The organism is Streptomyces sp. NPDC059355, assembly GCF_042752335.1.
In the GTDB taxonomy this organism is placed as follows: Bacteria; Actinomycetota; Actinomycetes; order Streptomycetales; family Streptomycetaceae; genus Streptomyces.
On the sequence record NZ_JBHYXN010000005.1, the window covers coordinates 88,198 to 101,050 of the forward strand.

Annotated in this window: 12 protein-coding genes; 7 read left to right on the plus strand and 5 right to left on the minus strand. The window is 71.7% G+C overall.

The genetic code is table 11. The features are described from left to right. Positions 1-42 precede the first annotated feature (42 nt). A complete protein-coding gene (locus ACFXGI_RS06890; RefSeq protein ID WP_384704257.1) occupies positions 43-585 on the minus strand; it encodes a MarR family winged helix-turn-helix transcriptional regulator in 543 nt (180 codons plus the stop codon). Positions 586-624: 39 nt separating this feature from the next. On the opposite strand from ACFXGI_RS06890, the gene ACFXGI_RS06895 reads away from it, so the two are divergent. The 4 genes from ACFXGI_RS06895 (at position 625) to ACFXGI_RS06910 (ending at position 5,646) form a co-directional block, all read left to right on the plus strand. Next, on the plus strand, positions 625-1,542 hold the full coding sequence (locus ACFXGI_RS06895) for an EamA family transporter (protein WP_384704259.1): 918 nt from the start codon (positions 625-627) through the stop codon (positions 1,540-1,542). A gap of 233 nt (positions 1,543-1,775) precedes the next feature. Further along, complete coding sequence (locus ACFXGI_RS06900; RefSeq protein ID WP_384704261.1) at positions 1,776-3,866, plus strand: RICIN domain-containing protein; 2,091 nt, start codon at positions 1,776-1,778, stop codon at positions 3,864-3,866. 137 nt (positions 3,867-4,003) lie between these two features. Continuing rightward, positions 4,004-4,651 (plus strand): hypothetical protein, encoded by a 648-nt coding sequence (locus tag ACFXGI_RS06905; RefSeq protein ID WP_384704263.1) that lies wholly within the window; start codon positions 4,004-4,006, stop codon positions 4,649-4,651. Positions 4,652-4,764: 113 nt separating this feature from the next. Then, a complete protein-coding gene (locus ACFXGI_RS06910; RefSeq protein ID WP_384704265.1) occupies positions 4,765-5,646 on the plus strand; it encodes a pirin family protein in 882 nt (293 codons plus the stop codon). Positions 5,647-5,695: 49 nt separating this feature from the next. Here the strand turns inward: ACFXGI_RS06910 and ACFXGI_RS06915 are convergent, their stop codons facing one another. Together ACFXGI_RS06915 and ACFXGI_RS06920 are read right to left on the minus strand one after the other, a co-directional pair. Then, positions 5,696-5,986: a hypothetical protein gene (locus tag ACFXGI_RS06915; RefSeq protein ID WP_384704267.1), complete on the minus strand. Its 291-nt coding sequence runs from the start codon at positions 5,984-5,986 to the stop codon at positions 5,696-5,698. Positions 5,987-6,122: 136 nt separating this feature from the next. Next, positions 6,123-7,631, minus strand: a complete 1,509-nt coding sequence (locus tag ACFXGI_RS06920; RefSeq protein WP_384704269.1) for an MFS transporter — start codon at positions 7,629-7,631, stop codon at positions 6,123-6,125. A 136-nt stretch (positions 7,632-7,767) separates the two neighbouring features. On the opposite strand from ACFXGI_RS06920, the gene ACFXGI_RS06925 reads away from it, so the two are divergent. Then, positions 7,768-8,208: a MarR family winged helix-turn-helix transcriptional regulator gene (locus tag ACFXGI_RS06925; protein WP_384704271.1), complete on the plus strand. Its 441-nt coding sequence runs from the start codon at positions 7,768-7,770 to the stop codon at positions 8,206-8,208. 27 nt (positions 8,209-8,235) lie between these two features. On the opposite strand, the gene galT is transcribed toward ACFXGI_RS06925, so the two are convergent. Next, the gene (galT, locus tag ACFXGI_RS06930; protein ID WP_384704528.1) at positions 8,236-9,300 is read right to left on the minus strand and encodes a galactose-1-phosphate uridylyltransferase; all 1,065 of its coding nucleotides are present in this window, start codon (positions 9,298-9,300) and stop codon (positions 8,236-8,238) included. Further along, entirely contained in the window at positions 9,297-10,130 is an 834-nt protein-coding gene (locus ACFXGI_RS06935; protein WP_384704273.1) for a DeoR/GlpR family DNA-binding transcription regulator, read from the minus strand. Before ACFXGI_RS06935 ends, galT begins: the two co-directional genes overlap by 4 nt. Before the next feature lie 495 nt (positions 10,131-10,625). Here ACFXGI_RS06935 and ACFXGI_RS06940 point away from each other — a divergent pair, with 495 nt between their 5' ends. Further along, positions 10,626-12,152 (plus strand): NPCBM/NEW2 domain-containing protein, encoded by a 1,527-nt coding sequence (locus ACFXGI_RS06940; RefSeq protein ID WP_384704530.1) that lies wholly within the window; start codon positions 10,626-10,628, stop codon positions 12,150-12,152. 222 nt (positions 12,153-12,374) lie between these two features. Then, on the plus strand, positions 12,375-12,725 hold the full coding sequence (locus ACFXGI_RS06945; RefSeq protein ID WP_384704532.1) for a substrate-binding domain-containing protein: 351 nt from the start codon (positions 12,375-12,377) through the stop codon (positions 12,723-12,725). The last annotated feature ends 128 nt before the right edge of the window (positions 12,726-12,853 follow it).

A 12,853-nucleotide genomic window follows, 5' to 3' on the forward strand; every position in this document is an offset into this window, starting at 1 on the left:
GCAGCGGCCGCCGCGCACCCGTTGCGGTCGGCTCCTCGCACGTCAGGGCCCGGGCGGGGTTTCGACCCGGGCCAGCCAGGCGGTGAGGAGCGCCTCCAGTTCGGCCGCCTGCCGCGGGGTCAACCCTTCGAGCAGGCTGCGCTCGTTCTCCATGTGCTCGGTGAACGCCCGGTCGATCAGCTCGCGCCCGGCCGGCGTGAGCGCGACCACGCGCCCGCGGCCGTCGGCGGCCGAGCGGCGGCGCGCGACGAGGCCGCCCCGTTCCAGCCGGTCGATGCGCTTGGTCATCGCGCCCGTCGTGACCATGGTGTGCACCGCCAGCTCGCCGGGGGCCCGCTCGTACGGCGCTCCCGCACGCCGCAGGGCCGCGAGCACGTCGAACTCACCTTCGCTCAGGCCGTAGCGGCGGTAGACGAGGCAGAGCCGGTCGGTCAGGAGCAGCCCGAGCCGGTGCAGCCGCCCGATCACCCCCTGCGGGGCGACGTCGACGTCCGGGCGCTCCCGCGCCCACTCGGCCTGGATGCGGGCGACGTGATCGGCGGGCACGCCCGCCCGCGCCTGGGTTTCGTACGGTTCCGGTCTCACCCGAACAGTATAGCTTCCATGGAAGGTATTATATCTTCCATGGAAGCCAACCTCCGGTGGTCACTGGTCACGGCGATAGCCCCGATCGCGTGGGGCACGAACTACTACGTCACCCGCGAGTTCCTGCCCGCCGGCCACGCGCTGTACGGCGCGGCCTTCCGGGCGCTGCCCGCGGGCCTGCTGCTCCTGGCCGTCCGCCGGAAGCCGCCCCGGGGATCCTGGTGGTGGAAGTCCCTGCTGCTCGGCTTCCTCAACATGAGCGCGTTCTTCGCCCTGATCTACGTCGCCGCGCAGCGCCTGCCGACCAGTGCGGCCTCGACCGTCATGGCGACCGCACCGCTGGTGATGATGCTGTTCGCCTGGGCGCTGATCGCGGAGCGGCCTGGGCCGCTCCAGCTGGCCGGCGCCGGCCTCGGCGTGGCCGGGGTGTCACTGATGCTGCTCACCGGGGCAGTCCCGATGGACCCGGTCGGCGTACTGGCCTCCGTGGCCGCGATGGCGATGTCCTCGTTCGGCTACGTCCTGGCCAAGCGGTGGAGCGCGGAGGTCGACGTCCTCGCGTCGACGGCGTGGCAGTTGCTGGGCGGCGGGCTCCTGCTGCTGCCGTTCGCCGTCGCCGTGGAGGGATCGCCGCCCGCCCTCGGCCTTCCCGAGCTACTCGGATTCGCCTACGTCGCGGTCGTCGCGACGGCGGTGGCCTTCGCCGCGTGGTTCACGGGGCTTCGGCGACTGCCGGCGGCGGCGGTCGGCCTGCTCGGGCTGCTGAATCCGGTCACGGGGGTGCTGTTGGGCACGGCGATCGCCGGAGAAACGCTCACGATCCGACAGATCTGCGGCCTGCTACTGACCCTGACGGGCATCCTGCTCGGACGGAAGGGAGGATTCCTCACAGTTCGTAACGGGAGGAATTCGGCACGTAGCGATAACATAAATTCCGGACTGAATTGCCGTCAATAAGAGTTTGGTACATATCTCGATTAGATAACGAGATCTCCAAAATGGCCTGGACCAATAACGCCCTATGCGCGTAACTGTCCTTGCCTGCAAGCAAGTTGACGGTTCATCAAATTCAGCCAGCAGGTAACGTTCTGATATCTCGGGCCCCATTCCCGTTTGTCCGAATTCTCCACCGCGCCGGTCTGGCAGGCTTCCGCGCACCCACTCCTCCCGACCAAGGATTTGAGGTGCGCATGACTAGACATCGCAGGAAGCAGCGCGAACACAGGCGCAAACCGCGCCGGTTGATACTCCTCACCGCCGCCATGGCCACGGCGGCGGTGATAGCGGGCGGCATCGCCTACTCCGGGCTCGGCGACGACGCCCAGGCAGGGACGCCCGTACTGGCCGAAGCGGCCGCGGACTCCCTCACACCGGCCGCCGCACCGGCCCGTGACGCGGAGCCGGCGCCCATCGTGGGCGAGCCCGCCAACGAGACCGCCAAGGGCATGGTCTTCGACGGCCTCAAGGCCGCACCGAAGGGCGACCGTTGCGTCGGCGTCTACCGCACGGAGGCCGGGCTCTGCACGCACGGCCCCGACGCCCCGCCCAAGGACGTGAACATCAAGGCCGACGTGGCCCCCGTCGTGAAGACGAAGGCCCCGGCCGCCGACCCGGCGAAGCCCGAGTCCGGCGACCCGGCCGCCGCGGCCGAAGGCGCCGGGCGTCCTCAGGACGCGCCCGCCGCCGACGCCCAGTCCGCCAAGTCCGCGCCCGCCGCGGCGCCCTCGCCGGCCGCTGCCGGCGGCAGCAGCCAGGGCGTCGCCGCCGGTCCCGCCGGCCAGACCGTCCAGTGCGACGGCGACGGCAGCACCGGCAACCGCGTCCAGGTCGTGTACGTCCACGGCTCCGACCGCGACCGGTACTCCGAGTACCTCGCCTCGTTCCGCAAGTGGGCGGCCGACGCCGACCTCATCTACTCGACGAGCGCCCAGGAGACCGGCGGCATCCGCCACATCCGCTTCGTCACGGCCGCGGACTGCACGCCGACGGTGCTCAACATCGAGCTCCCGGCCTCCGCGCTCTCCGAGTTCAGCGCGACCAACAACGCGCTCGCCGACAAGGGCCTCGACCGCCGCGACCGCAAGTACATGATCTTCGCGGAAACCCAGGTCTACTGCGGCATCGGCACCTTCGCGGGCGACGAGCGGCCCGGCCAGGACAACCAGAGCAACTTCGGCCCCTCCTACGGCCGTACGGACTCCGGCTGCTGGGGCGGCCACACCGCGGCGCACGAGCTCGGCCACAACCTCGGCGCGGTGAACAACAGCGCCCCCAACACCAGCCGCGGCGCCCACTGCACGGACGAGTGGGACGTCATGTGCTACTCGGACACCCCGTACTACCCGCAGATGCGCAACGTGTGCACCAACCAGGCCGCCGAGAACATCCTGGACTGCAACCACGACGACTACTTCCACACCAACCCCAAGGCGGGCAGCTACCTCGCCACGCACTGGAACATCGCGAACAACCAGTTCCTGATGAAGGCCAACGGCGGCGGCGGTGGCACGAACCCCGACCCGAACCCGAAGCCCACGCCCACGCCCAGCCCCACGAAGAAGCCCACCCCGACGCCGACCAAGAAGCCCACGGGCGGCCCGAAGGTCACGGCGGCCCAGATCCAGGCGAACTCCGTCGTGGTGAGCTGGCCCAAGGTGGACGGAGCCGCGTGGTACCAGGTCCTGCTGAACGGCAAGCACCTGACCTGGGTCCAGTCCCAGGCGCTGCGCATCTACAACCTCCAGCCCGGTACGCAGTACAAGATCGCCGTCTCGGTCCGCGACACCGCCGGCCATGACAGCGGAGCCGGCCCGACCACGGCCTTCCGTACGACGGGCGCGGGCGGCGGCACCACCACCCCCGGTGCCCGCTACACGCTCGGCAACGGCAGCACCGGCATGGCCGCAGAGCTGTGGGGCGGCCGCAGCGCCGACGGCACGGTGCTCGTCGGCGGCCGTGCCAACGGCTACGCCCAGCAGCAGTGGCTCTTCGAGGACGCGGGCAGCGGGCTCGTCCGCATCAAGTCCGCCGTCTCCGGCAAGTGCCTGCAGGCGGGCGGCGCACCGGCCGCCGGCATGTGGATCGCGCAGCAGCCCTGCGGCGGCGACTCCGCGCAGCAGTGGAAGCTGGCGTCCCGCGGCGGCGGTGTGACCGTCACCGACGCGAGCGGCGGCTACGCGCTGACCGTGAGCAGCCGCCCGTACTACGGCGCCTGGCTGCTCGACCTCCAGCGCGCCGACGGCCGCGCGGCCCAGGTGTGGACGGTCCAGAAGGTCGGCTGACCTTCCGGCACCGCCCCTGCCGTCCGCCGGTGTACGGCCGCCCCGCGCGGCCGTACACCGGCCCCCTCATCTCCCGCACCGCGGCTCACTCCCGCAGCGCAGCACCTCGCATCCCACCGCACCAGGAGCACCCAACGATGCGTACACGTCCCGCCTTCCCGGTCCGCAGCGGACTCGGCTTCCTGTTCCTGTTCCTCGTCCAGGCGCTGGCCGTGGCCCTACCCATCGAGGCCCAGGCCCACGGCGACACCGTCAAGGTCGTGGTCACCGGGCAGCGGGAAGGCCATGTCACCACCGAGATCACCTGGGAGAACGACGGGGACGCCATCGAGGAGGCGGTCGCCGCCACGGTGAACTCGACCAGCCCCGACGGCTCCCGCACGATGGGGCCCTGGCGGCTGGTCCGCGACGCCGGGACGCGTACCGGCTGGAGCACGGCCGAGGTACTGCCGCCCGGCACCTGGAAGGTGTCCGTCGACGTGGGGTTCCCGTCGCTGGGGCACGGCGAGAAGGAGATCGCCGTTCCGGTGGTCGACCCGGCGCCCTCCGGGGCCGTGCCGAGCGCGGCCGCCCCGTCCGCCTCCGCCCCGCCCGCCCCCTCCGGCGCCTCTGCCGGGCCGGTGTCCTCCGCGTCGGCGGCCCCGGCTACCGCCACGGCTGCGGCCGGTGAGAGCGAGGGCGGCGACCGTACCGTCTGGTGGACCACGGCGGGCGTGGCCGTGATCGCCCTGGCCGGCGCCGCCGCCGGCGTACTGCTGCGCCGCTCGCGGGCCCGCAGGCGCTGATGGCGTGGGCGGCGGGGAGGAGCGCGGGCGCGGTGGCCGAAGGCCGCGGTACGACCTGACAGCCGAACGGGTCCGCGTTGACAGTGGAATTCGCCGTGCCGTTCATTCGGCGCATGCACCTCACCACCCCCGCCGTACGCTCCACCCTCCGCGTCGTCCGCCCTTTCCACACCTTCGAGGGCGAGGGCTTTCCCGTACGCCGCCCGTTCCCGCAGCCGGAACTGCCGCTGGCCGACCCGTTCCTGATGGTGGAACAGGTCGGCCCGCACGTGCTCGGACCGGGTGAGGCCAAGGGCGTACCGCCGCACCCGCACCGCGGATTCGAGACCATCCAGTACGTCATCGAAGGCGCGATGGAGGACATCGACTCCGCGGGGCACAGACGGGTCATGCGTCCCGGCGAGGTGCAGTGGCTCACGGCCGGGTCGGGTCTCGTCCACCTCGCCCGCCCCACCCCCGAACTGCTCGCCGACGGCGGCCCGCAGCACCTGCTCCAGATCTGGCTGAACCTCCCGGCCCGCCTCAAGGCGACGCCGCCGCGCGTCCGGTACGGCTCCGCCCCCGGCGACATCCCCCGGGTCGTCACCGAGGACGGCGGCGCCGAGCTCACGGTGATCAGCGGTGGCACCCACGGAGTGCGGGGCCCCTTCGAGAGCCACACTCCGGTGCTCGTCGTACACGCCCGCCTCGCGGCGGGCGGCCGCGCCGAGTTCACCGTCCCGGCCGGGCACAACGCCATGCTGTACGTCCTGTCCGGGAGCGCGGCCACCCCCGACGCCCGCCTCCCCGACGGCCACCTCGCCATCCTCGGCCGGGAGGCGGAGCGGTTCGCGGTCGAGGCCCCGGACGGCGCGGCCGAGGTGTTGGTCCTGGCCGGCGAACCGCTCGGTGAGCCCGTGGCCCGCACCGGCCCGTTCGTCATGAACACCGCCGCCGAGATCCACCAGGCCCAGATGGACTACCAGCACGGCCTGATGGGCCACATCGACATCTGAGACAGGGCCGCCCCGGTCAGGGAGCGGGGTCCGATCGGAACGGCAGCTCCTACCCCCGGGCCTCGGGGAAGCCGTAGTTGTAGACCGGGAACACCTCGGGGCGGCCGCCCGTGCTGTGCCAGCCCTGGGCTTCCACGACGGGCATCAGCTTCTCCGCGAACACGTTCGCGTGCAGCTCGCTCTCCCACATGTCGTAGACGTCCAGGCCCTCGGCGCTCACGACGCAGACGTGGGAGAGGCAGCCGTCGAACATCCCGGGGACGGACAGGAGCTCCGCGTGGAGGGCGTCGTACTGCTCTGCCGTGATGCCGGGGACGGTGGCGTGCATCAGGATCGCCATGGCAGGTCACTCCTCGCGTGCGGGGGTCAGGACCCTCCCGGCGCCGCCCGGTGGCGGCCCCTGTCCACGGGGACAGGACAGCACGCAAACGAGGGGACGGCATCCGCGAACGGTGCCGTCCCCTCGAAGGGCCAGGTCAGACGGTCTCGGCAGGCTCCGGCTGCGCCACCTTCGCGGGAGCCGCGGCGGGCGTGCCCGCCTCGACGGTGCGCGGTCCGTGCGCTCCGCGCAGGCCGATCCAGCTGATCACCGCGACCAGGGCGAACGCGACCGACCCGATCCAGAAGGTGAGGGTGAACCCGGACTCGGCGGGCAGGGCCGGGACACCGGCGGGCAGGTGCTCGATGGTCTTCGACGCCAGGATCGTGGTGACGATGGCGCTGCCGATCGCGCTGCCGGTGGAGCGGGAGATCGAGTTGATGCCGTTGGCGATGCCGCTCTGGTGGTGCGGGACGCTCGCCATGATGACGGCGGGCATGGCCGCGTAGCCGAAGCTGACGGCCGCGCCGACGACCAGGCCCGCGCCGATCACCGAGAAGCTGTGGCCGTGGTCCAGCGCGAGCCAGCCGAATCCGACGGCGCCGAGGCCGGCGGCGAGGCCGAGGGCCACGCGGGGGCCGCGGTGGCGGACCAGCTGGCCGCCGATGGGCGAGGCGAGCAGGGAGACGATCGCGCCGGGCAGCAGGAACTGGACGGATGCGCGAAGGATGGAGGCGTCGAACCCGTAGCCGGTGAGCTTCTCGGGCATCTGGACGAGGTACGAGACGCCCAGGAAGTTCGCGAACATGCCGAAGCCGACGAGGATGCCGGCCAGGTTGGCCATGAGCACCGGGCGGTGGACGAACATCCGCATGTCCACGAGCGGCTCGCTGACCTTGAGCTCTGTGAAGACCCAGACGGCGGTCATGACGGCGGCGCCGGCGAAGCTGCCCAGCGTACGGCCGGAGGTCCAGCCCCACTCATGGCCCTGCGAGATCGGCAGCAGGAGCAGCAGGAGGGTGATGCCGAGGGTCAGCGCGCCGAGGAAGTCGGTGCGGCCGCCGGTCTTGTGCCGGGTCGCGGGGACCAGGAAGGCGACGGCGAGCAGGGCGAGGGTCGCGAAGCCGGTCGCCATCCAGAAGGCGTTGCGGTAGTCGGCGTCGGAGCCGGACGTGAGCAGGCCCGTGGCGACGAGTGCCAGGCCGCTGCCGAAGGCGAGGGTGCCGCTGACCAGGGCCATCGCTCCGGGGAGCTTCTGCGGGCGGACTTCCTCGCGCAGCACCGAGAGGGCGAGCGGGAAGATCGCGGTGGCGGCGCCCTGCAGCACGCGGCCCAGGATCAGCAGCGGGAGCGAGGTCGCGAGGGCGGCGATGACGGAGCCGACGACCATGACGCCGAGCACGGCCACCAGCGTGGGCTTCTTGCCGTGCTGGTCGCCGAAGCGGCCGAGCAGCGGGGTGAAGACGGCGGCGGACAGCAGGGTGGCGGTGGTCACCCAGCTCACGTTGGCGGTCGAGGTGCCCAGGTCGGTGCGGATGAGGCCCAGGATCGGAACCGGCAGGGTCTGCATCATCGACACGACCATGGCGGCAAGGCTCAGGGCGAAGACGATGATCGTCTCGTTCCTGTTCTTGGCCTCGGCGGGGGTGGGGGCGGCGGTGCTCATGCTGGCAGGACCTTCTTAGTGCTTCAGATCGCAGATGTTTGATGTCATCAAGTAACTCCACAGACGGTAGACGTCGATAGTTAAAGTGGTCAAGTAAACAATTGACAATGTCAACCACCTGAGTACGCTCGAAGCCATGAGCGCCACCACCCCCACCGCCCCCACCAAGCTCGAGCTCCTTGAGCTGCTCGCCGCCATCGGAACCGCCCAGTGGCGCGATTTCGCCGCCGCGGCGGCCCACTACGGCCTCACCTCCACCCAGGCCCGGGTCCTCGCCCAGCTCAACGGCCCGCTCCCGATGCGCGGCCTGGCCACCCTCCTGGTGTGTGACGCATCGAACGTCACCGGGATCGTGGACCGCCTGGAAGCCCGCGAGCTGGTGCGCCGCGAGGCCGACCCCTCCGACCGCCGCGTCAAGAACGTCGTGGCCACGGAGGCGGGCCGGGAGATCATCCGGCGCGTGCGCGAGGAGATGCAGGCGACCCACGGCGCGCTGGACACCCTCGACGAGACCGAGAGCGCGACGCTCTACGCCCTGCTGGAGCGGCTGCGCCCGACCATGGAGAAGGACGCGTAGGAAAGCCCCTGCACCGGGAGGCGGCCCTCAGGCCTCGCGCAGCGCCGCGGCCGCCTGCTCGGGTGCGATGTCGTTGATGAACTGGCCCATCCCGGACTCGGTTCCGGCCGGGTACTTGAGCTTGTCGGCGGCCCGCCGGGTCGTGAACAGCTCCAGGTGGAGTGCGTACAGCTCCCGGCCGGTCCGTACGGGGGCCTGGTGCCAGGCCGAGATGTACGGGGCCGGCGTCGGGAAGAGCCGGTCGAAGCGCCCGAGCAGGTCCAGGTGCAGGACGGCCAGCTCGGCCTGCTCGGGTCCGGTCAGGGCGGGCAGGTCGGGCACGCGCCGGTGCGGGTAGAGGTGCACCTCGTACGGCCAGCGCGCGGCCTCCGGTACGAAGGCGCTCCAGTGCTCCCCCGCGACCACCACCCTGCGCCCGTCGGCCAGCGCCTCGTCGCGGACCTCGTCGAAGAGGTTGCGGCCGGTGGACCGGTGGTACCGGGAGACGGTGTCCAGCATGCGGCGGGTGCGCGGGGTGAGGACGGGCAGGGCGTAGACCTGGCCGTGCGGGTGGGTGAGGGTGACCCCGATCTCCGGGCCCCGGTTCTCGAAGCAGTACACCTGCTCCACGCCCGGGAGTTCGGCGAGCTCGGCCGTGCGGTCGGCCAGGGCCGCGAGCACCGTACGGGCCTGGTCCGGGCCGAGGTCGGCGTACGAGGCGTCGTGGTCGGGACTGAAGCAGACGACCTCGCAGCGGCCCCCGTCCGCTCCGGACAGGGCGGGGAAGCGGTTCTCGAAGACGGCGACCTGGTAGTCGGGAGCCGGGATCTCGGTGGCCCGGCCCGGGGCCGAGGGGCAGAGCGGGCACTGGTCGGCCGGCGGCAGATGGGTACGGCCCTGGCGGTGCGAGGCGATCACCACCCACTCGTCGAGGAGCCGGTCGTGACGCCGCTCGGAGCGCGTCGCGACGCGCGGCAGGCCGCGGGGATCGGCGCGGTCTCGTACGGGAGCCCCCGCGACGGCCCCGTGGTCGTGGTCGCCGCGGTCCTGGTCGCCGCGGTCGTAGTAGATCAGCGCCCGTCCGTCGGACAGGGTCGTACGGGTCTTCCTCACCACGGGCGCTCCCGAGCGGGGCCGGCGGGGCCGGGGGCCAGCAGCACTTCGCCGACCCGCTCGCCGACCGCGGCGGCCTCCTCCGCCGGGAGGGAGTCCGCGACCAGTACGTCGACCTCCTCCAGGGCGGCGAAGGTGGTGAGCCCGACGGTCGACCACTTGGTGCGGTCGGCGAGGAGGGCGGTCCGCCGCGCGGAGCGCAGGAACGCCCGGTTGGTCTCCGCCTCGGCGAGGTTCGGCGTGGTCAGCCCGGTGGCGGTGCCCAGTCCGTGGCAGCCGAGGAAGAGCAGGTCGACGTGGAGGGACCGGATCGCCTGGTCGGCGATGGGCCCGACGAGGGCGTCCGAGGGGGTGCGGATGCCGCCGGTGAGGATGACCGTCAGGGTGCCGCCGGCGCTGCCGGTCCGGCGGGCGGTCTCGAAGACCTCGGCGGTGCGCACCGAGTTGGTGACCACGGTGAGTCCGGGGACCTCGGTGAGCTCCCGGGCCAGCGCGTGGGTGGTGGTTCCGGCGGAGAGGGCGATGGCGGAGCCCGGTGCGACGAGTGCGGCCGCCGCCTTGGCGATGGCCTGCTTCGCCGCCGTCTCCCATTCCGACTTGGCCTCGAACCCGGGCTCGTGGCTGCTGGCCTCGTCGCCGAGGACGGCGCCGCCGTGCACCTTGCGCAGCAGGCCCTCGCGGGCGAGCACGTCCAGGTCGCGGCGGACGGTCATGTCGGAGACGTTCAGGGAGCGGGTCAGCTCGTTCACCCGTACCCCGCCGCGACGGCGGACCTCGTCGAGGATGAGGGCGCGGCGCTGATGGGCCAGCAGGCTGCCGGGATCGGCCATGCGGCGGTTCCTCTCCTGGGGCACCGGCATCCCCGGTCAGCAGAAGCGTCCTGAGGGATCCCACAGAAGTCAACAGAACGCGACAAAGCCACAGTTGGGGATCGCATCGAGGCCGGTGACCGCCGCCGCGGCCGTCGGCGGGCGGCGGATTGGCGCAGTCCACTCTCTTGACATGTCCCCGCTACGGCAGTGTGATGTGGGCCTTCCCGTTGGAGTCCGTTCGTTCCTGAGGACTTCTGCGGGAACCGGCGTACAGGACGTACGTGTCAGGGCGCACTTCCGCACACGCTCTCCCGGAATTCCGGGCCCCACTCCCCCCAGGAGCCGTCCGTGCACTCGTTACGAAGCGCCGTCGCCCGCCGCCTGACGGCGGTCCTCACGGCCCTGCCCTTACTGGCCCCGGCGGCGGGGGCCGCCGCACTGGCCGGCACGGCGGTCCTCGCGGGCGCTGCGCCCGCCGCCGCCGTGGGCGACGGACAGGCACTGACCCCGCCCATGGGGTTCAACAACTGGAACTCCACCCACTGCCGGGCCGAGTTCAACGAGGCGATGGTCAAGGGCATCGCCGACCTCTTCGTCGCCAAGGGCCTCAAGGCCGCCGGCTACCAGTACGTCAACCTCGACGACTGCTGGGCCCTGCCGAACCGCGACGCAGCGGGCAACCTCGTCGCCGACCCCGTCCGCTTCCCCGGCGGGATCAAGGCCCTCGCGGACTACGTGCACTCCAAGGGACTGAAGTTCGGCATCTACACCAGCGCCGGCACCAAGACCTGCGACACCGCGGGCTTCCCCGGCGGTCTCGGCCACGAGCAGCAGGACGCCTCCCTCTTCGCGTCGTTCGGGGTCGACTACCTGAAGTACGACAACTGCAACAACCAGGGCGTGGACGCGAAGAAGCGGTACACGGACATGGCCGACGCACTGAGGAAGACCGGCCGCCCCATCGTCTTCTCGCTGTGCGAATGGGGCGAGAACCAGCCCTGGACCTGGGCGTCGAGCCTCGGCCATCTGTGGCGCACCACCGGGGACATCGGCGACAGCTGGTCCTCGATGATCTCCATCGCGCACAAGAACCAGCCGCTCGCGGCGTACGCGGGCCCCGGCCGGTGGAACGACCCGGACATGCTGGAGGTCGGCAACGGCGGCATGAGCGCCACCGAGTACCGCACCCACTTCACCCTCTGGTCGATGATGTCGGCGCCCCTGCTGATCGGCAGCGACCTGCGCAAGGCGACGGCCGAGACCTTCGGCATCCTCTCCAACCCCGATGTCATCGCCCTGGACCAGGACGCCCTCGGCAAACAGGGCACGGTGGTCTCCGCTTCGGGCGGTCTGGTGGTGATGGCCAAGGAGCTGGCCAACGGCGACCGGGCCCTCTCGCTGACCAACGAGACCGGCTCCACCGCCACGATCTCCGCCCGGACGGACGCACTCGGCATCGGCAACCGCGCCCCCTACGCCCTCAAGGAGCTGTGGACGAAGGCCGCCTCGACCGACACCAGCGGCACCATCAGCGCCTCGGTCGCCCCGCACGCCACCGTCGTCTACCGGATCACCCCGGGGCCGGCGCCGCTTCCGCCGGCCGGCACCTCCCACCTGTCCGACCTGCCCTGGACGGGTGTGAGCAACGGCTGGGGCCCGGTGGAGAAGGACCGCAGCAACGGGGAGCAGGCGGCCGGCGACGGCAGGACGCTGACCGTGGGGGGCGCCGCGTACGCCAAGGGGCTCGGCGTCCACGCGGCCGCCACCCTGACCTACCACCTCGGCGGCAGGTGCACCGCCCTGACGGTGGACGTCGGCGTCGACGACGAGAGTTCGCGCACCGGCGCGGTCGCCTTCCAGATCTACCGGGACACCACCAAGGTCGCCGACAGCGGTGTCGTCACCACGTCGGACGCGGCCCGCAGGCTCACCGCCGACCTGACCGGCGGCCAGACGCTGCGGCTCGTCGTCACCGACGGCGGCAACGGCATCGACTACGACCACGCGGACTGGGCCGCACCCCGGCTCACCTGCGCCTGACCTTCCGTACCCGCCGATCCGGCGATCCGGCGATCCGGCGGCCCACCGACCCGGCCCGATGAGGGAGCACTCGTACATGTCCATGATCCGGTATCGCCGCGGCGCCGCCCTGACCGGCGCCCCGCGCTGGCGCTCACCCTGGGGGCCTGCTCCTCCGGCAAGCCCGCCTCGGGCACGGGAACGGGAACGGGAACGGCCAAGAAGACGGACGGCCCGATATCCATCGCCTACCTCCAGAAGCAGGGCGACCAGGAGTACTTCGTCTCCGAGGCCGCGGGCGCCAGGAAGAAGGCCGCCGAACTGGGCGTCAAGCTCACCGTGGTCAACCTCGGCAACGACGCCTCGAAGACCATCACCGAGGTCAAGTCGGCGATCGCGCAGAAGAACTCGGGCATCGTCATCGTCGTGCCGGAGTCGGCGGTCGGCCCGCAGGTCGCCGCCGAGGCGAAGAAGGCGGGGATCCCGCTGCTCACCTCCGACGACCAGGTGTGCGTCAGCGGGCCCAGGCCCGCGGACTGCGACAAGGCCGATCTGGTGGCCCCCGGGGAGCGGGCGGTGGGACTGCCCACCTGACGGCGGCGATCCACCCCTCCCGGAGGCGGGGGGGCGGCGGCGGGGGGGCCCCCCGCCCCAACACAAAAAAAACAACCCCCACCAAAAACCAACAAACCAAACAGAGTAACGACGCGAAGACGGGCAGC